Source organism: Aquamicrobium zhengzhouense (genome assembly GCF_016124105.1).
Lineage (GTDB): Bacteria > Pseudomonadota > Alphaproteobacteria > Rhizobiales > Rhizobiaceae > Aerobium > Aerobium zhengzhouense.
Window position 1 is genome coordinate 616080 of record NZ_JADGMQ010000001.1, and the last position, 18940, is coordinate 635019.

19 protein-coding genes, 1 tRNA gene and 1 other RNA gene are annotated in these 18940 nt (G+C 58.5%); 11 read left to right on the plus strand and 10 right to left on the minus strand.

Features of this window, described 5'->3' with window-relative positions:
* Positions 1-8: 8 nt before the first annotated feature.
* Complete coding sequence (locus IOD40_RS02940) at positions 9-521, minus strand: dihydrofolate reductase (RefSeq protein ID WP_198474099.1); 513 nt, start codon at positions 519-521, stop codon at positions 9-11.
* Between the two features lie 42 nt (positions 522-563).
* Positions 564-1358 carry a thymidylate synthase gene (locus tag IOD40_RS02945; protein WP_198474101.1) on the minus strand — a complete coding sequence of 265 codons (795 nt, stop codon included), beginning with the start codon at positions 1356-1358 and terminating at the stop codon, positions 564-566.
* 158 nt (positions 1359-1516) lie between these two features.
* On the opposite strand from IOD40_RS02945, the gene ssrA reads away from it, so the two are divergent.
* The 4 genes from ssrA to IOD40_RS02965 all read left to right on the plus strand — a co-directional run bounded on the left by ssrA (position 1517) and on the right by IOD40_RS02965 (position 2955).
* Positions 1517-1873, plus strand: a transfer-messenger RNA (tmRNA) gene (gene ssrA / locus IOD40_RS02950).
* Positions 1874-2007: 134 nt separating this feature from the next.
* Entirely contained in the window at positions 2008-2538 is a 531-nt protein-coding gene (locus tag IOD40_RS02955; RefSeq protein WP_198474103.1) for an SspB family protein, read from the plus strand.
* Positions 2516-2743 carry a DUF4169 family protein gene (locus IOD40_RS02960; RefSeq protein ID WP_233713797.1) on the plus strand — a complete coding sequence of 76 codons (228 nt, stop codon included), beginning with the start codon at positions 2516-2518 and terminating at the stop codon, positions 2741-2743. Before IOD40_RS02955 ends, IOD40_RS02960 begins: the two co-directional genes overlap by 23 nt.
* Entirely contained in the window at positions 2740-2955 is a 216-nt protein-coding gene (locus tag IOD40_RS02965; protein WP_198474105.1) for a ribbon-helix-helix domain-containing protein, read from the plus strand. Before IOD40_RS02960 ends, IOD40_RS02965 begins: the two co-directional genes overlap by 4 nt.
* A gap of 133 nt (positions 2956-3088) precedes the next feature.
* Here IOD40_RS02965 and IOD40_RS02970 read toward each other — a convergent pair.
* A tRNA-Val gene (locus IOD40_RS02970) sits at positions 3089-3163 on the minus strand.
* A 99-nt stretch (positions 3164-3262) separates the two neighbouring features.
* Positions 3263-5245, minus strand: a complete 1983-nt coding sequence (locus IOD40_RS02975; RefSeq protein ID WP_198474107.1) for a L,D-transpeptidase family protein — start codon at positions 5243-5245, stop codon at positions 3263-3265.
* 261 nt (positions 5246-5506) lie between these two features.
* Here IOD40_RS02975 and IOD40_RS02980 point away from each other — a divergent pair, with 261 nt between their 5' ends.
* Both IOD40_RS02980 and IOD40_RS02985 read left to right on the plus strand, forming a co-directional pair.
* Positions 5507-7126 carry a fumarate hydratase gene (locus tag IOD40_RS02980; RefSeq protein ID WP_198474109.1) on the plus strand — a complete coding sequence of 540 codons (1620 nt, stop codon included), beginning with the start codon at positions 5507-5509 and terminating at the stop codon, positions 7124-7126.
* An 18-nt stretch (positions 7127-7144) separates the two neighbouring features.
* Entirely contained in the window at positions 7145-7537 is a 393-nt protein-coding gene (locus IOD40_RS02985) for a rhodanese-like domain-containing protein (protein ID WP_198474267.1), read from the plus strand.
* 2 nt (positions 7538-7539) lie between these two features.
* On the opposite strand, the gene IOD40_RS02990 is transcribed toward IOD40_RS02985, so the two are convergent.
* Together IOD40_RS02990 and IOD40_RS02995 are read right to left on the minus strand one after the other, a co-directional pair.
* Entirely contained in the window at positions 7540-7998 is a 459-nt protein-coding gene (locus IOD40_RS02990; protein WP_198474111.1) for an RrF2 family transcriptional regulator, read from the minus strand.
* A gap of 175 nt (positions 7999-8173) precedes the next feature.
* Positions 8174-8404 (minus strand): hypothetical protein, encoded by a 231-nt coding sequence (locus tag IOD40_RS02995; protein ID WP_198474113.1) that lies wholly within the window; start codon positions 8402-8404, stop codon positions 8174-8176.
* A 188-nt stretch (positions 8405-8592) separates the two neighbouring features.
* Here IOD40_RS02995 and IOD40_RS03000 point away from each other — a divergent pair, with 188 nt between their 5' ends.
* The 5 genes from IOD40_RS03000 to IOD40_RS03020 all read left to right on the plus strand — a co-directional run bounded on the left by IOD40_RS03000 (position 8593) and on the right by IOD40_RS03020 (position 14346).
* The gene (locus tag IOD40_RS03000) at positions 8593-10032 is read left to right on the plus strand and encodes an aldehyde dehydrogenase family protein (RefSeq protein ID WP_198474115.1); all 1440 of its coding nucleotides are present in this window, start codon (positions 8593-8595) and stop codon (positions 10030-10032) included.
* Positions 10033-10120: 88 nt separating this feature from the next.
* Entirely contained in the window at positions 10121-10954 is an 834-nt protein-coding gene (map, locus tag IOD40_RS03005; protein WP_198474117.1) for a type I methionyl aminopeptidase, read from the plus strand.
* Position 10955: 1 nt separating this feature from the next.
* The gene (locus IOD40_RS03010) at positions 10956-11654 is read left to right on the plus strand and encodes a JAB domain-containing protein (RefSeq protein ID WP_198474119.1); all 699 of its coding nucleotides are present in this window, start codon (positions 10956-10958) and stop codon (positions 11652-11654) included.
* Between the two features lie 116 nt (positions 11655-11770).
* Positions 11771-13012 (plus strand): tyrosine-type recombinase/integrase, encoded by a 1242-nt coding sequence (locus IOD40_RS03015; protein WP_198474121.1) that lies wholly within the window; start codon positions 11771-11773, stop codon positions 13010-13012.
* On the plus strand, positions 13009-14346 hold the full coding sequence (locus IOD40_RS03020; protein ID WP_198474269.1) for a PDDEXK nuclease domain-containing protein: 1338 nt from the start codon (positions 13009-13011) through the stop codon (positions 14344-14346). The genes IOD40_RS03015 and IOD40_RS03020 overlap by 4 nt, the downstream gene beginning before the upstream one ends.
* 34 nt (positions 14347-14380) lie before the next feature.
* On the opposite strand, the gene IOD40_RS03025 is transcribed toward IOD40_RS03020, so the two are convergent.
* The 4 genes from IOD40_RS03025 to IOD40_RS03040 are packed head-to-tail and all read right to left on the minus strand — an operon-like array spanning position 14381 to position 18939.
* Positions 14381-15799, minus strand: coding sequence for an SAVED domain-containing protein (locus IOD40_RS03025; protein ID WP_198474123.1), 1419 nt, complete (start codon positions 15797-15799; stop codon positions 14381-14383).
* Positions 15796-16257, minus strand: coding sequence for a Mov34/MPN/PAD-1 family protein (locus tag IOD40_RS03030; protein WP_198474125.1), 462 nt, complete (start codon positions 16255-16257; stop codon positions 15796-15798). The genes IOD40_RS03025 and IOD40_RS03030 overlap by 4 nt, the downstream gene beginning before the upstream one ends.
* Complete coding sequence (locus IOD40_RS03035) at positions 16235-17929, minus strand: ThiF family adenylyltransferase (protein ID WP_198474127.1); 1695 nt, start codon at positions 17927-17929, stop codon at positions 16235-16237. Before IOD40_RS03035 ends, IOD40_RS03030 begins: the two co-directional genes overlap by 23 nt.
* A complete protein-coding gene (locus IOD40_RS03040) occupies positions 17926-18939 on the minus strand; it encodes an SMODS domain-containing nucleotidyltransferase (protein ID WP_198474129.1) in 1014 nt (337 codons plus the stop codon). Before IOD40_RS03040 ends, IOD40_RS03035 begins: the two co-directional genes overlap by 4 nt.
* Position 18940 lies beyond the last annotated feature (1 nt).

The window sequence follows — 18940 nt, forward strand, 5'->3', positions numbered from 1 at the left end:
AAGCCTCCTCAGATACCGGCTCCCGTCGTGATCCGCTCATAAATGACATGGCGCGTCGCATGGCTATCTTCCTCGCTCGCAGGAATATCGTGGCGCGCGATCTCCTTCCAGATTGCCGGATCAATCGTCGGGAAAGATGTATCGCCTTCGATCTCAGCTAGTACATGAGTAACATCGAGACGGTTCGCAAAGCTAATTGCCTGCTCGTAAATCTGTCCACCGCCGATAACGCTGACTTTACTCGCGCCGCTATGCTCTGCCTGCTCGATCGCATCCTCGAAAGAGTGAGCGACCGACGCGCCTTCCGCCTGATAATCGATATCGCGCGTGATAACGATGTTCTGCCGGCCCGGAAGCGGCTTGCGTGGAAGGCCCTCCCAAGTCTTGCGGCCCATCAGTATGGGTTTGCCCATGGTCCGTTCTTTGAAGCGCTTCAAGTCGGTGGGCAGACGCCACGGCATTCCGCCGTCCAAGCCAATCACACCGTTCTCGGCCACGGCGACCACCAGAGTTACAATCATGTCTTGCAGGCCCTTCGGAAATTCAACTTGCGGAGAGCGAACTCACACCGCGATCGGAGCCTTGATGCTGGGATCAGCGACATAGTCCTCAAGCGAGAAGTCAGAGAATTTGAAAGCAAAAAGGTCTGTGACCTCCGGATTGACCCGCATCACCGGCAACTTCTTGGGCGTTCTGGCCAGTTGCTCGCGAGCTTGATCGAAGTGGTTTGAATAAAGATGCGCGTCCCCGAGTGTGTGAATGAATTCACCAGGCTGCAGGCCTGTAACCTGAGCGACCATCATCGTCAGCAGTGCATACGAAGCGATGTTGAATGGAACGCCGAGGAAAATGTCAGCAGATCGCTGATAAAGTTGGCAGGAGAGCTTCCCGTCGGCCACATGAAACTGGAAGAGGCAGTGGCATGGTGGCAAGGCCATTGCATCCACCTCGGCAGGATTCCATGCGGAGACGACCAACCTGCGGGAGTTTGGGTTGCGCCGGATCTGTTCAACGACATTTGCAATCTGATCGATTGAGCCGCCGTCCGGCGTCGGCCAAGAACGCCACTGGGATCCATAGACCGGCCCGAGATCGCCATTCGCGTCCGCCCATTCGTCCCAAATCGTCACGCCATTATCGTTCAGGTAGCGGATGTTGGTGTCGCCAGCGAGAAACCACAGCAATTCATGGATGATAGACCGCAGGTGCAGCTTTTTAGTCGTGGTGACAGGAAAGCCCTGAGACAGGTCAAAACGCATCTGGTACCCGAACACACCGCGCGTTCCGGTACCGGTGCGGTCGCCACGATCAACGCCATTATCAATTACGTGCTGTAGAAGGTCGAGATACTGCCGCATTCTCTGCTTTCCCTGGTCTTTTAAGATCCACCTTAACGAAGCCGAGCCTCCAAGTCCTCCCGGAGTGTCGCGCATTCCACACCCGAATGGCCCTGTTTGATCACGGCTTCGGGAGTGAGCCGCACCTTGGCGGAAAATTCCTGTGCGCCTCGCCTTGGTCCCTTCCAATCGTCGGCAAGACTTCCTATATTCGCCGCGTCGGTTTCGGCCGACTATGGAAATAAACGAACGATGTAATAAGCCATTCGGACCCGGGGGCGGTACCCGGCGCCTCCACCAGGATCAGCGGAGCACCGCTCATGCTGATGGGGGCGAAACAGGATCGACGAGGGTGTAAAGATCGGACTTTTTCCCGGCATTGTACCACCGTTATCGGGCTACCAAAGTAGTTGCAAACGACAACTATGCTGAGGCACGTCTCGCTGCTTAATGCGGCGCGATAGTCTCGAATTAAGCCCTGTGGGTTAGCACCTTCAGGCGGGGTTCGGAGGTACCTGGCAACAGAAACCTCCACTTTCCCTCACGTTCAATTTCATGAAACTTTTTCGCTTTGTCTTTGCTGCGCGGCGGCCAAAGCGCTATACCCGGTTTACGCGGGCCTAAAGCTTGACTACATCATCCGGGTTCGATTCACGGAAACCCTAGACATATGGCCGACGACCACATTCGCTATGACATTCTCGCTCAGGACGCGCTTCGCGGTGTGATGCGCAAGGTGCTCGGCGAGGTTGCGAAGACAGGCCTTCCGGGCAACCATCACTTCTTCATCACGTTCCTGACCACTGCGCCTGGCGTGCGTATTTCAAGCCGAATTCGCGAGCGTTATCCGGAGCAGATGACGATTGTCCTTCAGTATCAGTACTGGGACCTCAAGGTCAGCGAGACTGGTTTCGAAGTGAGCCTTTCCTTCTCCGACATACCGGAGAAGCTTGAAATTCCGTTCTCTGCGGTTCGGGGCTTCTACGATCCGTCCGTCAATTTCGAACTCGAGTTCGACGTTCCCCTAGCCTCGGCTGAACAGAACGATGACGATGCTCCTGTCGCGACGCTTCAGCCCGTGACAGCTGCCTCTTCTGCCCGCCCGGAAGCTCCCGCTTCAGAGGCAGCCGATGCAGAGGAGGTCAAGGAAACCGGCAAGGGAGCCGACGTCGTCTCACTTGACGCTTTCCGGAAAAAGTAACTTCCCGATGGCGGAGATTGTCAACCTTCGGATGGCGCGCAAGCAGCAAATGCGCGCCGCCAAAGAGAAGTCCGCTGAACAAAACCGCACTCTCTTTGGAATGACCAAGGCTGAGCGCGAATCCATCCGCATCGAGCGCGAGCGCACCGTGTCGGTTGTTGACGCTCATTTGCGCGAACGAAAAGACAATTCGGACAAATCGTGAGCAGTGTCGAGAAGCGTTCGATCTCGATTCGCGGCCACCGCACCAGCTTCTCCCTCGAAAAGCCCTTCTTTGACGAGCTAGCCCGGATCGCAACCGACCGCGAGATGTCGCTCGCGGCTCTTGTTGCGGAAATCGACGAAACTCGTGCACGCGATACGAATCTGTCATCCGCGTTGCGTGTGTTCGTGCTGGAAAGCGTAAAGCGCGGGTAAGTGCACCAGAGTTAAGGACGGCCTGATTCAGGCCCCGGATTTTCCACAAGCTGTTACGGCGAGTTCTGCCAGCGTTCCTCCGCGACCGGGTCCGACGAGCGCTCGAGAAAAACTTCTAACTGGTTTGAAGCAATGGTGGGCGCGACAGGGATTGAACCTGTGACCCCACCCGTGTGAAGGGTGTGCTCTCCCGCTGAGCTACGCGCCCTGCGCTGGGCGAACCAGCGAAGTGCCGCGATATAACGAGTGCGTCGCAAGCAAGTCAAGCGCGGAAGAGGACCGTCCAGCGCTTTCCCTGTGAGATTGGTCAGACGCCAGCTGCGCGCAGTGCGGCAACCTTTTCAATGGCGGCCTGAACCTTCGTGTCGCGGCTATAAGTGTCGTTATAGTAACGGACTATTCCGGTCTGATCCGGCCATGCAGTGAAGTACGCAACATAGACCGGCACTTTCACTTCAAGATTTTCTCGACCGTGTTTTCCAGCGAGACGCCGAGTTACCCTGTCGTTATCCCAACCGAGCACTGCGGCCGCCATGGCGCGCGGGTCGGAAAGGCGAATGCAGCCATTCGACAGGGCCCGATTCTCACGGTTGAACAGATGCTTCTCCGGGGTGTCATGCATGTAGATCGCATGGCGGTTAGGGAACATGATCTTCATTTCGCCGAGCGCATTGTTCGGCCCCGGCCGCTGGCGCACATTAAACGGGATCTTGGAGCCATACGCGCCCCAGTTCACCGAGGTTGATGAGACGACCTGCCCATTCTGCCCAACGACCTCGTAGCCGTTGCGATCAAAGTAAGTAGGGTCCTTGAGAACGCGCGGCAGATAGCTGTTGATCAGGATCGAGCGCGGCATGCCCCAGTAGGGGTGGAACTCCACATAGCTGATCTCATCCTGGAAGAAATATGTCTGGGTATCCAGTCGCCCTACCACCGTCCGCATCGCCAGCTTCTGTTCGCCGTCCTCGACGTAGTAAGCCTCGAATGAGGGCGTGTTGATAAACACGTAGCGATCCGAGAGATCAGACGGAAGCCAGCGGATCCGCTCCATCGCGGCCTCAACCTTGGCGATAGACGATGCCTTCGATTCGCCGGCCAGAGCCAGCACGGTCCTTGGCCCGATTACCCCATCGTCGCCGACGCCAGCCTGACGCTGCGCTGCCTTGATCAGCGGTACCAACTCCTGCGAGTAGGTTTCGGTGCCGAGGTGGTCGGCAAGAAGCACGCCGAATTCACTGCGAAAAGCGTCATCGGCACGACGATCGATAAGCGCGAGAATCTTGGTGAATTCCGGGTTCGTCTGACCTGGCTTCACCACGGTCTTTGGCTCGATCACGATGTCGTTTTCTGCGCTCTGGCGCAATCGGCCGAGTTCATCGCGCAATGCGCGGTAATAGGCGTTCTGCGGGTGCTGCTGCGCAAGAAAAGTCGTCACGTCGTCGCTATTTCTTGCCGCGCGAAGCCATTCGACCGCGTCGAACTCCTTGGCTTTGAAATCGTGGTAGCCAGAGATCCTGTTAGGATCGATCCGCCCGTTCAGCGCATCCCGCCCGTAGCGCAGCAGGCGGGCCGAAAGCTCCATTTCAAAGGCGAGGAGCTGGCGCTCGTCAGCATCAGCAGCTGGAACTGCCAGCGCATAATCGTTGGGGTCGAGCCCTTCAGTCTCTGCCTGACGCAGTGTGGCGATTGCCGACTGAGCCTTCTCGTTGACCCCGGCGTCCGCGATCCAGATAAGGGTCGGTTCCTGGCTGTAATAGGCCACGAGAGCCTCAGCTATATTCTTCTCCGCCAGCAGGGAGACATCCTGAAGCTGGCGTACCCGATCTTCAGTCAATTGTTCCGCGGCAATCTCCGGCCCAGTTCCAGCGGGTATCTGGATTTCAGTTGCTGCGGGCTGGCTGGGCGCGCCAGCTGTGGACTTAGCCTCTTCCAGAACCTCTTCAATGCGATCTTCGATCGTTGATCCGACAGCGGTGTGGTCGAGTTCAACCTCGGAAAGAGCGGCCCCTTCCCTCTCTCGCACCGGGACAATCGAAGCGAAGTCGACAGGGACAAGCGGATCGGTCTTGTACGTATAGTATTGAGGCCCCGCAATGCGAGGCGGCGGTGCGACCTTGGCGGGCTTGGGTGGCGCGGGAACTACTTCGACAGGCGGTGCCTGGCGCGCTCTGTCGCGGAACAGCAAGTCCATCAGCGTCTGCGCTGATGCCTGTGTGCTGAACCCTGATGTGATTGCGATAGCGGTGGCCGTGGAGAGCGCCAAGATTTTGGCAGTTCGCGCGATCGTCATCAAGTCATCCACCTGGCCTGTTCCGGATTCGCATCAACTATAGATAGTTCGCCCGAATCCGTTAAGCGGCGCAGGCACTACTGGCTGACGCGAGGTCAGCACTGCGTCCTTTGCGCAACAGGCCAACCAAGCTGGGCCAAGCGATGCGGCGTTCTATCGCCACGCCAAAGCCAAGAATGTGACGAATCCCATTTTTACTTTGACGGACAATGCTCTAAGAGGCTCAGCAACTATGAACCAGACTTCGGGACGCATATAGCCATGGCCAATCCGGCAGCAGCCAATCTCTTCCCTCTAGCATCTGATGACACAAGCTACCGCAAACTGACTTCCGATTTCGTTTCGGTCGACACGTTCCGCGGCCAGGAAATCCTGACGGTGGAGACGGAAGCGTTGCGTCTCCTGTCCGAGACCGCGTTTTCGGACATCAACCATCTTCTACGGCCTAGCCACCTGAAACAGCTGGCCTCTATCCTTGAGGATCCGGAAGCGACGGACAATGACCGCTTCGTGGCCTACGACCTGCTCAAGAACGCCAACATTGCCGCGGGCGGCATTCTGCCAATGTGCCAGGACACCGGCACTGCAATCATCATGGGCAAAAAGGGACGCCGCGTCTGGACGGACGGCGGCGATGATGCCTGGCTCGGTCAAGGCGTACTAGACGCCTACAACAAGAAGAACCTGCGTTACTCGCAGCTCGCGCCGATCTCCATGTTCGAGGAGGAAAACACCAAGAACAATCTGCCCGCGCAGATCGACATTTATGAGGAAGGCGAAGACGCCTACAAGTTCCTCTTTGTCGCAAAGGGCGGCGGATCCGCGAACAAGACGTTTCTGTATCAGGGAACACCTTCCCTGCTTTCCCACGACCGCATGATCGATTTTCTCAAGGAAAAGATCCTGACGCTGGGAACAGCGGCCTGCCCGCCTTATCACCTGGCAATTGTCATCGGCGGCACGTCTGCCGAGATGAACCTCAAGACAGTGAAGCTTGCCTCGACACGTTATCTAGACGGCCTCCCGACGAGCGGCGGCCCAACAGGGCATGCATTCCGCGACATTGAAATGGAAGAAGAGATCCACAAGCTGACGCAACAGATGGGTGTCGGCGCGCAGTTCGGCGGCAAGTATTTCTGCCACGACGTGCGTGTGATCCGTCTGCCCCGCCACGGTGCATCCCTTCCGATCGGTCTCGGCGTTTCATGCTCGGCGGATCGTCAGGCGAAAGGCAAGATCACGCGCGATGGCGTTTTCATCGAGGAGCTCGAAACGAACCCGGCGCGGTTCATGCCGGACATTGACGAGGACAAGCTGACCTCTCATGTCGTCCGCATCGACCTGAACCAGCCGATGGAGCAGATCCTCAAAACGCTGTCTCAACACCCTGTGAAGACACGACTTTCATTGACCGGCTCGATCATTGTCGCCCGCGACCTCGCGCATTCAAAGATCCGCGAGCGGCTTGAGCGTGGCGAGCCGATGCCCGACTATTTCAAGAACCACCCGATCTACTATGCAGGCCCGGCGAAAACGCCGACAGGTTACGCCTCCGGATCGTTCGGCCCAACCACTGCCGGCCGAATGGATTCCTATGTCGACCAGTTCCAGTCCTTTGGTGGGTCGATGGTCATGCTGGCAAAAGGCAACCGCTCGCGTCAGGTCCGCGACGCCTGCGCGCGTCACGGAGGCTTCTACCTGGGGTCTATCGGTGGTCCCGCCGCACGCCTGGCACAGGATTGCATCAAGAAGGTAGAAGTGGTCGAGTACCCAGAGCTCGGTATGGAAGCCATCTGGCGTATCGAAGTCGAGGACTTCCCTGCGTTCATCGTGATTGATGACAAGGGCAACGACTTCTTCAAGGAACTGAACCTCGAGTAGGGAGATTGCGGCATGGCGATGAAGAAGGGCTACAAGCAGCTGATCGATGAAGCCAATGCCGCGATCAAAGCGGTCAGCCCTGAGGAGGCACATCGTCTGTCCCAATCAGGCGATGTTGTCCTGGTCGACATTCGCGATCCACGAGAGCTGGATCGCGAAGGCCGGGTGCCGAACGCGTTTCATGCGCCGCGCGGGATGCTTGAATTCTGGATCGACCCGGAAAGCCCCTACCACAAACCGATTTTTGCAAGCGGCAAGACGTTCATCTTCTTTTGCGCGGGCGGGCTACGTTCTGCGCTGGCGACCAAGACGGCTCAGGATATGGGGCTCGAACCCGTCATGCATATTGAAGGTGGGTTTGGCGCCTGGAAGAAAAGTGGAATGCCCGTCGACACTCCGCCGGTGTCTTGAGGCTAAACTGACGCTGCAGAACGTAGCAACTGCTCATTGAGGTCGTCATTGGCCGCATCGCGCATTTCCGCGAGGCTACGGTTGTCGAGCACCGACGCGAGTGCATGCCGAACCTCCAGCATCAGACGACGAACCTCACAGGTCGACTCGTCGCAATCGTCACAGCGCTCATAACGCGTCTGGCTGGCACAAGGCAGCGGTGCAAGCGGCCCGTCAAGGACGCGAATTACGTGGCCAACCTTGATTTCGGACGCAGGTTTCGCCAGACGATATCCACCGTCCTTGCCCTTCCGGCTCTGAACGAACCCCGCATTACGGAGTTCTCCGAGAATCGCATCGAGAAACTTTTTCGGGATGCGGTTTTCGGCGGCAATATCACTGACGAACTCCAACTGACCAGCGGGCAGATGCGAAAGGTGCATGAGCGCCTTCAGACCGTATTTGCCCTTTCTGGTGAGCATTGCACTTCCCTTCAAACCCGCCGGATGAGTCGACTGATCGATGCGGCGGCCTCAACAATTCCGCCCAACCTGAAGCTGGCTTGATAGGCTCACCTGCTGGCACACACAACATCAATTGCGTTAAGTATCGGGTTCGAAGCGGGACCGTAAAGGCGTGGTGTCGGTGAGCGTCGGCTTAATTACCTGCCGGGGATGAAGTCTGCCGTACACGTTCATCCTCACCGCGTCGGAGCGGGAAATTGATGATCTTGGCACCCGTGCATTTCGTGCGATATTCGGCGGCAAGCAAGCCGTCGATCAGAATATCCAGCGCCTGTCGGGTCTTCTCGCTGAGCTCGTCGCTCCCATCGAGAAGTCGATAAGCTTCCTCGAGATGGCGGCGTACGGCCTGAACGTTGGTTGTCAAAGGTCACTCTCCATATCGCCCCCATATGGCACCGATTTGCGCCTGCAACCGTTTCGATACCTCCAACGATAAAGTGCGCATTTTAAACAATCGCGGCCGCGGGAGCTGAATCCTCAGCCGATAGTGTGTGACGGGGAAGAGTTGGGCTATGTAGGAAGAAGCGAAGACCCAATTCACGGAGGCTGTGAATGTTGCGAAAGACCCGCTTCTATATCGATGGCCATTGGTGCGAACCGCAAACGCCGCGAGAGCTTGAGGTGATAAATCCAGCGGACGAACAGCCTTACGCCGTCATCTCGATGGGATCCGAAGAGGATGTTGACATCGCTGTTTCTGCGGCACGACGCGCATTTCCTGAATGGTCTACGACCCCTCATGTGGAAAGGATCGCCGCTGTTGAACGCCTCCTCGATATCTACAAGCGCCGCTCAGAGGAGATGGCGAAAGCAATATCGGAGGAGATGGGTGCACCCATCCGGCTCGCCCTTGAAGAACAGACTGCCGCGGGTAGCTACCATATTCGCAATTTCATCCACGCCCTGAAGAGCTTTGAGTTCGAAACGCCGCTGAGCGACCGCTTCTCTGACGAACGCATCATCAGGGAACCGATCGGGGTGTGCGGTCTCATCACGCCGTGGAACTGGCCGATGAACCAGGTCGCTCTCAAGGTGGTTCCTGCTGTCGGGGTTGGATGCACTGTTGTTCTCAAGCCCTCAGAAATCGCGCCCATTTCTTCCATCATATTCGCCGAGATGATGGATGAGGCAGGTTTCCCCGCGGGGGTCTTCAACCTGATCAACGGCGACGGTCCTACCGTCGGCGAAGCGATGTCGCGGCATCCGGACATCGACATGATGTCGTTCACCGGCTCGACAAGGGCCGGCGTAGCGGTGACGAAAGCGGCGGCCGATACGGTCAAACGTGTCAGCCTCGAACTTGGCGGCAAATCACCGAACCTAATTTTCGCTGACACGGATGTCGAAGCTGCAGTCGTCCGTGGGCTCGATCACTGCTTTGAGAACACAGGGCAATCCTGCAACGCACCTACGCGCATGCTGGTCGAGCGTCCCGTCTATGAAGAAGCGGTCGAGATCGCGGAGCGCCACGCCTCGTCAGTTCGCGTCGGCAATCCGGCCGAGGATGGCTCGCACATTGGCCCATTGGTGTCGCAGGCGCAATTCGACAAGGTCCAGGGCCTGATTGAGGTCGCTATCAAGGAGGGAGCCCGGCTGGTGTCCGGGGGCCCTGGCCGTCCGGAAGGCTTCAATCGCGGGTATTATGTTCGTCCCACCGTATTCGCAGATGTAACAAACGACATGACTATTGCGCGCGAAGAGGTGTTCGGACCGGTACTGGCGATGATCCCGTTCGAGACGGAGGAAGAGGCAATCGCGATTGCCAACGACACGGTGTACGGATTGTCGAGCTATATTCAAACGGGCGATCCCGAGCGGGCCCGTCGCGTTGCCCGGCAACTGCGAAGCGGGATGGTGAACCTCAACGGAAAAAGCAATGCTCCGGGCAGCCCGTTCGGCGGCTACAAACAATCCGGCAATGGCCGGGAGGGTGGCCAGTTCGGTCTGGAGGAATTCCTAGAGGTTAAGGCCGTAGCTGGCTGGCCAGTCTAACTAGCCATTTTCTCCCCCTCTTGAACCTTTGCGTCTTCGATGCGAAATGAGGGGGAGACAAAACACCAATAAGGATGGCAGCGACCAAATGGTCACTTATCTTGATGCGGAGACGGCGCCGCTCCGCAACACCGGTCAGATCAGGCTCTACAACGCGGAGTCCTTCGAGGGCATGCGCCGGGCCTGTCAGCTGACCGCTCGCTGCCTTGACGAACTCGCATCGATTGTTGCTCCGGGCGTAACGACCGCTGCAATTGACCGCTTCGTATTCGAGTTCGGCATGGACAACGGTGCCCTGCCCGCAACACTGAACTATCGTGGCTATACCCATTCGGTTTGCACCTCGATCAACCACGTTGTTTGCCACGGCATTCCAGACGATAAACCCCTGCGCGAAGGCGACATCGTCAACATCGACGTCACCTATATCGTAGATGGTTGGCACGGCGATTCGAGTCGCATGTACCCGGTTGGCCAGATCAAACGAGCGGCTGAGCGTCTGCTCGAAGTGACGTATGAGTGCCTTCTGCGAGGCATTGAGGCCGTCAAGCCTGGCGCCCGAACGGGTGCCATCGGTGCAGCCATCCAGTCCTATGCCGAAGCAGAGCGCTGCTCGGTCGTGCGCGATTTCTGCGGCCATGGCGTAGGCAAGCTGTTCCACGACGCCCCGAACATCCTTCACTACGGGCATCCGAATGAAGGCGTCGAAATGCGCCCCGGCATGATCTTCACGATCGAACCGATGATCAACCTTGGAAAACCGCACGTGAAGGTTCTGTCTGATGGCTGGACCGCGGTAACACGGGATCGCTCCCTCACCGCACAGTACGAACATGCTGTCGGCGTAACGGAGACCGGCTGCGAGATCTTCACGCTTTCACCGGGCGGCCTGGACTGCCCCGGCCTGCCGGCGCGAAGCTGACATGGCGGACGGAGAAGAAGACGAGCGTGGCTTCTTCTCCGAATTCCCGGTTGCCGTCCGGCAGCCCGAAGAAGTCCCGGTAAAGAAATCCGACAAACCGCATCACCTCGGCCATCGCGAGCGTCTTCGCACGCGCTTCCGAGACGGGGGCGCTGCCACCCTTGCCGACTACGAACTTCTCGAGCTGCTACTTTTCCGCTCGATCCCGCGCGCAGACACCAAAGGCACCGCCAAAGCACTTATCGCTCGTTTCGGCTCTTTCCCTGAGGTGCTCGGAGCCCCTGAGCATTTGCTGCGTGAAGTACGTGGCGTTGGCGAGAATGTAGCGCTCGACATCAAGATCGTCGCAGAAGCCGCGCGGCGTATGGCACGTGGTCAGATCTCTCGCCGTCCTTTGCTAGGAACGTGGCAGCAAGTCCTCGACTATTGCCACACGGCAATGGCCTTCGAAGTTCGTGAGAATTTCCGGATCCTGTTCCTCGACAAGAAAAACACGCTCATCGCTGATGAGGTTCAACAGGTTGGGACGGTAGACCACACCCCAGCCTATCCGCGCGAAGTTGCGCGACGTGCGCTGGAGCTTTCGGCGACGGCTATCATACTCGTGCACAATCACCCCACTCGCCAATTTCGATCACGAGCGATACCGATCAATCCCGTTCAAACATCAGGGAATTCAGCGATTTTGAGGGTTGCGTAGTGGGGGCGGTTATGGAAAATTGGGGGCTGTAAAAGGGGTAGAAAACGGCTTCCCGATCCCACCTAGCGATCCCCGTTTCCCCTTGACCGATCCCAGTTGCGGAACAGGAGGAAACCATGCCCGCCCTGACCGACACCTCGATCCGACACGCGCTGAAGCGGGTCGAGATGAACCAGAAGCAAGAAAACCTCGCCGACGGCGAAGGGCGCGGCACCGGCCGCCTCATCCTCGTCCTCAAGCCCATGCCCAAGCGCGTCACCGCCGACTGGATGGCCCAGCAGTGGCGGGACGGCAAGCGCACCAAGAAGAAGATCGGTTCCTATCCTTCGATGTCGCTCGCCCAGGCGCGCGAGATATTCAAGCGCGATTTTGCCGACGTGATCCAGAAGGGCCGGAGCATCAAAATCGCCACCGACACCCGCCCCGGCACCGTCGCCGACCTGTTCGAGGGCTATGTCGCCGCCCTCAAGGAAGCCGGAAAACCATCCTGGAAGGAGACCGAAAAAGGACTCAACAAGATTGCCGATACGCTCGGGCGCAACCGTCTTGCCCGCGAGATCGAAGCCGAGGAAATCATCGAGTTGATCCGCCCGATCTATGAGCGCGGCGCCAAGTCGATGGCCGACCATGTGCGCTCCTATCTCCATGCCGCCTTCAGCTGGGGCATGAAGTCCGACAACGACTATCGGCAGCAATCCTCCCGCCGCTTCCGAATTCCTTTCAATCCGGCGACGGGCATTCCTACCGAACCCAAGGTCAAGGGCACACGCTGGCTCGACGAGGACGAGTTCGTTCAGCTCTATCGCTGGCTTGAATGTCCCGACACGCCGGTCCATCCACCTTATACGCGCGCGGTCAGGCTTCTCATGCTGACCGGCCAGCGGGTGCAGGAAATCGCGCGGCTTCACATCGACCAGTGGGACGCCCAGGAGAAGATCATCGACTGGTCCAGGACCAAGAATGATCAGCCTCATGCCGTTCCGGTGCCTTCGCTGGCGGCCGAGTTGCTCGCCTCGATCAATGTCAACGAGTACGGCTGGTTTTTCCCCTCAGCCCAAGATCCGTCGAAGCCCGTCAGCCACGGCACGCTATACTCGTTCATGTGGCGACAGCGGGATCGCGGCGTCATCCCCTATGTGACGAATCGCGACCTTCGGCGGACCTTCAAGACGCTGACCGGCAAGGCGGGCGTTTCCAAGGAAATCCGCGACCGGCTGCAAAACCACGCCTTGCAGGACGTCAGTTCCAAGCACTACGACCGCTGGAACTACATGGCCGAGAAGCGAGCCGGGATGGCGAAATGGGACAAGTTCGTCAGGGCAATGCTCGCGAAGAAGCGCCTGAAGGCGGCCGCATGACGTCCCCGCCGCCCAAGCCCTCCCCTCGCCGCGCGAAGTCCGCTGCCGCCGAGATCGACCCGCAAAGCTATGCCGCCTTCGTCGGCGATCTCAAGCGGAAGATCACGGAGGCGCGGCATCGCGCCAGCCTCTCTGTCAATCGCGAGTTGATCCTGCTCTACTGGACCATCGGACAGGACATCCTCGGGCGGCAGGATCGGGAGGGCTGGGGCGCCAAGGTCATCGACCGCCTCGCGACAGATCTCGGCCGGGCGTTCCCCGAAATGTCCGGGCTGTCATCCCGCAATCTGAAATATATGCGGGCCTTCGCCGAAGCGTGGCCCGATTCCGAAATTGTGCAACAGGTCGTTGCACAATTGCCTTGGGGTCATAACCTCCGCCTCCTCGATGCCGTGAAGGCGCCGGCCGAGCGCATCTGGTATGCGCGGCAGGCGATCGAGCATGGCTGGAGCCGCAACGTCCTCATCCACCAGATCGAAAGCAATCTCTTTGCTCGTCAAGGTAGCGCGCTCACCAATTTCTCGCGCACGCTGCCGGCCGAACAATCCGAGCTTGCCCAGCAGATCCTCAAAGACCCCTACACCTTCGATTTCCTCTCGCTCGGCCCGGAAATGCTGGAGCGCGATCTTGAGCGCGGGTTGATCGAGCATCTGCGGTCCCTGATTCTCGAACTCGGCAAGGGCTTCGCCTTCGTCGGCAGCCAGTATCACCTCGAAGTTGGCGGACAGGACTACTACCTCGACCTTCTCTTCTATCACCTGCGCCTGCGCTGTTTCGTGGTGATCGAGCTGAAGATCGAGGACTTCAAGCCCGAGTTCGCCGGCAAGATGAACTTCTATCTCTCGGCCGTGGACGATCAGTTGCGGCACGAGCAGGACCAGCCGACCATTGGCATTATCCTCTGCAAGGGCCGCAACGAGGTCATCGTCGAATACGCCCTACGCGACTCGAGCAAGCCGATGGGGGTCGCGCAGTATCGGCTATCCCCGGCCCTGCCGCCTCAGCTCCAGCAGGCGCTGCCGACGGTCGAGGAGTTCTCGCGCGAATTTCCGCTCATGTCCGTGGTCAAGCTGCGGATCGAGATCGAACGCGCGCTGCGCGATTTCCTCACCGGAAATGGAGCTGCCCCGGAACCTGTCGGCATTGGACAGATGCTGCGCGAGCTGCATCGACGTGAGATTTCCCCTCCCAGCACCCGGCGGCTTCTCGAAGCTCTCCGCATCATGAATGAAGCCTCGCATGGCGTGGATGTGGACCCGGAAAGCGCGAAGCAGGCTGTCGAGGTCGGGACCATTTTCCTGGCAGAACTCAGGGCTTTGAGCAAACGCGAGTAGGCATGTGTAACGCGAGTTACAAGCGCCGCACTGATCAGATCAATGCGGTCGCGATATAGCTTCGCTTGGAAACGACAAATTCATGTAGCTGTGTTGGCGCCATTGCGTTCCAGCGATGCCCAAGTGCCACAGCAAGCGCTGCTGGCCCGGCGAAATAAAGCTGAATCCCTTGAGGCCGAAGGCGCGCAACGGCACCGTCCACCGCACGCTTGATCGCGGAAGCCGCAACCTGCGCGCTCGCCGCCGAGGGGATCGGCTCTTCGAGGTGGAGCGCCAAAACCGCCTGCCTTGGAATACCGGCGGTCTGCTCCAGATCAGCTGAGGGATCACGCAGAACACCTACTGTAACGACGAGCTGATCACCGTGCAAAGCCAGTGGGTCAGAAATTCGCCAGGGTTGTCTCATGTCAGTCGAAGGGCGGTCATCGGTTGCCCACACCCCATCTCGCGTCGGTATCTCCAATTCAAACCCGACCGCGGCACGAAATGACGTCCCCAGAACCATGGCCGTCGTCAACCGATAAGAACCACTGAGCGCGATCCGAGACAAATTATGATTGCGCAACCAACGGGCCGTGCGTTCCAGCGGGGCGAGTAGTTGTTCTGCCCATTCCATTTGGGGCGGAAAACCCCCGTCTCGCCCGGAAAACGCGCTCGCATCAATCTCGAGACTCCGCTCGTTTGCTTCGTTGCGATCAGACCGGACGTGCAGTGGGAAGCTCCGCGAAAGCGGAAGTGGACGCTCCAAAGCGTCCTCAATCGTCTGACGCAGGAGGGCACGTCCGAGCGGCACGCCGATGGAACGCCGGGCCAGCGCACTCAACGCCTCAAACGCTTCCGCTACCCGCCGCGATGGAGACTCAAGAGAGGGATAGGTTCGATCTAGTTCAATTCCGAACATCATCACGGCAGCGTCGCGATCCGGCAGATTGCGTTCGCTGACCTCGACCGACCTGGCAACGAAAGCCCCGAGAGGATCGCCGTAGGTCTCCGTAAGCCGGTTGCGCAACTCGGCATCGCTTGCGGCCAACACATCGGCAAAGGGTGCGTAAAAGGGCCGGGCTTTTCGCACCCGATCAGAATCTCGGGCAAGCCAACTGACAGTCGGCGGTAATCGTGGCGTCACCAGAGTTTGAACGCGCGCGGCATTAGGAAAGGCTGTCTCGAACTCGGAAAAGGTCTGCAACACTGCGCGCACATCGGCAGGTGTCAGCGTGCCGGCTTTCGCCTGAAATCGTTCAAGTAGCCATTCTCTCGGCGCCTGTGGTGCGAAGAACCGAGCTTCCAGATCCTCCAGCCCTTCGAAGATGATCTGTTCAAAAGCGGGGTTCGCCAGCCACGCAGGCAATCGGGCGAGCCCATCCCATAGCTGGTAGTCAAAGCCATCCTGGGCGATCACCCCACCCCTGCCCCGTGCGTCCGTCAATGCTGGTGCATTCTCAGTGCCGCTCAAATTTCAATCTCCAGAGTTATCTGATGCTCGGCCCCCTGGGGATCGAACACCCAGGCACCGGTGGTCAACGTTTCCGCATCCAGCCGCACAATCATCAGGATGGCAAATGAGCCGGCGAACCTAGGATCGCGAACGATGCCACGCATGGCGGCAATGTCAGGTCCGCTCGGTTGCACCGCAAAGCTCGGGTGGCTGTGCCACTCCCCGATATAATTGTAGCGCGTATATCGATGCTCCGTCCTATCAAAGAAACGAACAGCATCCCTGGCGGCTTGCAGCAGATCGACGACGAATCGCGCGAACGTGCCTGGACGAGACTGCACCGTCAGTTCCGTCACCCGAAAATTCGATGGCGCGAGTTGCTCACCGAACAACTGGCCTCCAGTTTCCTTGATGCCCGCCCGGCCAAGCGCGGCGACGAGCTTCTCGGTTTGATCAGCCGCCAGCGCTATCTTCACCCGCCCTCTCCTTAAACAGCTTGAGTGCGAACGAGATCGCTTCTGGATCTTCCGTTGTCGGAGCACGCTCCCCACGTTCACCGACGTTCAGGCGAATCGTATGCCCATGCCCATCGAACAGCCAATTCCTCTGATAGCCCAGCAACAACCAGGCAGCTTCTGCGGGCGGCAGACGCCCATCGACGATATCGAGAATCGCGCGGGCAGCGTGACCCGCGGTCATTGTGACCGCCGCATCATCGGCTATCATCGGAGTTCCGTCCGTGGCCAGCATCTCGTAGCGGCGCGGTCCCGCTTCGGGTGGCTTGATGCCCTGTGCATCACACCAGGCAAGAAAGGTTGCGCGGCCCTCCACAAAAGGAGGATCGCGCGGTGGCACACAGGTTGCGATTAACGCGCCGATACCACCTTCGAAAACCTCCACGGAAACAAAAGCCAAACTGTTGGCTTCAGCGACGGCAGCAAGAAACAGGGCTGTCGCCGGATCGCCAGTCGCATCGACGATGACATGCCCTTCCGCCAGCGTCTCCACCTGCCACGCATGCGTCTTAGCCGACCGTTGCCAGTTTAGATTGGCGTCGATAACGCGAATATCTGCACCGGGAACGATGTGGAGAAGATGTCGCTTCAGTCCGTGGACCTTACGAAAGCCTATGTCTCGCCAATCGAGCGCATGACGCTCCAGATTGCCCGGCAGCATTACGTCGCCGTCGACGAGAGTGAGATGGTGAACACCTGAGCGCAATAGCGTTTCCGCAACCTTGGAGCCAACCGAACCGGCTCCCACGATTGTCACGCGCTTTGCCCTGCCTTCCTCGGCGCGCGCGGAACGTGCACCGTTTTCATCCGGTAGGATGAAAACGCGGCGTCGGAAGGTGCCTCCGTCCGTGACGAGATGAACGATCTCGACCTGGTCTCCAGCGGGAAAGATGACGACAGCGGCGGTTGATGCTTCGACGACCGCTGCCGTCACCGGATCGAATCCCGCAGCCTGAACCAGCCCCACCCTGTCCAACGCTCCTGGAGGAGGCGATGAGTTTTCTGAAATATAGACCGGCAAAGCGACACGCCAGCTCTCCATGCTGGCATCCGGTGGACGCTGCATCGCCCTCTGATCCTCTTCATCATGGATCATGATTGGCCACATGTCATCGTGAGCTAACCAACGCAATGCATTGATATTACTTGAGATTCCGCTTCTAATCCGCGACAGGCATCCGGCACCGATCAGGACAGGGAATTCGCCCCAGTCATATGCCTGCAAATCTCCAACATCATGGGCAGACGGCGCACGATCCTCAGCCCCACCGAGAGGGTTTTCAATGACGAGCAAATTATATGCGCTACGAAGAACGTCAGCTCCGGTTGCTCCGACATTCCAGTTGTCGGGACGAAGCTCAAGACACAGAGTCCCCTTGCCGTATTGATGCGAACTCCACCGGACCTCATCCTGTGGCTCGACCCATGCAGGCACTTCGGGATACTGATCAGGATAGATCAACCTGATCGGGTAGCGATGTCCATGCGCAATCAGGATGCCCTCTGCGCAGAACATATTTTCATGAAAGCGCCAGCGCTCCAGCTCAAACCAACTCTCGCCGCTGGCCACGGCCTCGACAGCGGATTTTTCTGCCGCCAGCTTGGCTGAATCGACAATCCACCAGAACTTCAAGCGAAACCACGCGGTTTGTTCGCCGGAGCAGCCATGGCATCCGGAAACGTATAGCCTGCGGCGACAGGTGTCGCTGCTGCGAAGCCTCCATAGGTTGCCGCTTTGGCCATATTCGCCGTGAACTTGAACCGATCACCGAATACCCGACGCCACTGGCGGGTCGCCTCCTCCATATCCTCAGCGTCTTGTGCTCTACGGGCTATGTCGGCGTAAACGCGGACCTTCTCGATGAAATCTTTCCATTGTGCGACCGATACTTTGCCGAGGATGTCGTTCGACGGGTCAGCAGGGTCGGCGAGGAACGGCTTCTGATTATTTGTCGCAAGCCAAGCATATTCACTGTAGATATTCGTGAGGAGCTGCGCGAACGCCTCGCCGTAGTGCGCTTCGGCCGTTGGCGCATGCCGAGAAACGAGAACCTCCAGGACAAAACCCTTCGGGCGGCGGCCGCTCGGATTCATCCTGCGCCACCACTTGAATAGTTTGACGAGCGGCTTGAACCGACCATCGAACTTCTGATTCTGCTCTGCACTCCAACTGGTATGAACCGGCGGATTCGTGAACTTCCAAGTGCCGGTATCACGATCGGGGATCATGTAGCCGTTCCACGTCGACACGACCGGAACGATGTCCATCTCGGCCTGCCACGTCTCCACCCGCACCGAGCGCTTGTTGATCCGCTCAACTGCGTAGCCATTGCCGCCATCCTCAAGCGCACGGCACACTTCCTTCAGCACATCGTCAGGATGATCGCTGGTCGAGAAATTGGTGACAATGATGATGTCAACGTCCGGGCGCTCAACTCCATCAGCCGTAGTGCGCGGCCGGATCGAGGTGCTGCGAGCATAGCTTCCCGACAGAAAGCTGGTAACGTATCTATCCTTGAAGCTCGAGTGGGTCCGCAGGTGTTCACGGATGCCATTGTGGCCGCCAGAAGCCCTGGTCTTCGTCGTTTGACTGGGCTCGATGTCTTCGAGCAATTCGGTAAATCGAGCCTGTGGAACCGGCATG

Bases quoted from the DNA above. Each gene is read 5' to 3' on its own strand.
- IOD40_RS02990 (WP_198474111.1), bottom strand. From the start codon at position 7,998: ATGCTCACCAGAAAGGGCAAATACGGTCTGAAGGCGCTCATGCACCTT.
- IOD40_RS02945 (WP_198474101.1), bottom strand. From the start codon at position 1,358: ATGCGGCAGTATCTCGACCTTCTACAGCACGTAATTGATAATGGCGTT.
- IOD40_RS03020 (WP_198474269.1), top strand. From the start codon at position 13,009: ATGACGTCCCCGCCGCCCAAGCCCTCCCCTCGCCGCGCGAAGTCCGCT.
- IOD40_RS02985 (WP_198474267.1), top strand. From the start codon at position 7,145: ATGAAGAAGGGCTACAAGCAGCTGATCGATGAAGCCAATGCCGCGATC.
- IOD40_RS03000 (WP_198474115.1), top strand. From the start codon at position 8,593: ATGTTGCGAAAGACCCGCTTCTATATCGATGGCCATTGGTGCGAACCG.
- IOD40_RS02980 (WP_198474109.1), top strand. From the start codon at position 5,507: ATGGCCAATCCGGCAGCAGCCAATCTCTTCCCTCTAGCATCTGATGAC.
- IOD40_RS03040 (WP_198474129.1), bottom strand. From the start codon at position 18,939: ATGCCGGTTCCACAGGCTCGATTTACCGAATTGCTCGAAGACATCGAG.
- IOD40_RS03010 (WP_198474119.1), top strand. From the start codon at position 10,956: ATGGCGGACGGAGAAGAAGACGAGCGTGGCTTCTTCTCCGAATTCCCG.
- IOD40_RS02975 (WP_198474107.1), bottom strand. From the start codon at position 5,245: ATGACGATCGCGCGAACTGCCAAAATCTTGGCGCTCTCCACGGCCACC.
- IOD40_RS02940 (WP_198474099.1), bottom strand. From the start codon at position 521: ATGATTGTAACTCTGGTGGTCGCCGTGGCCGAGAACGGTGTGATTGGC.
- IOD40_RS02955 (WP_198474103.1), top strand. From the start codon at position 2,008: ATGGCCGACGACCACATTCGCTATGACATTCTCGCTCAGGACGCGCTT.
- map (WP_198474117.1), top strand. From the start codon at position 10,121: ATGGTCACTTATCTTGATGCGGAGACGGCGCCGCTCCGCAACACCGGT.
- IOD40_RS03015 (WP_198474121.1), top strand. From the start codon at position 11,771: ATGCCCGCCCTGACCGACACCTCGATCCGACACGCGCTGAAGCGGGTC.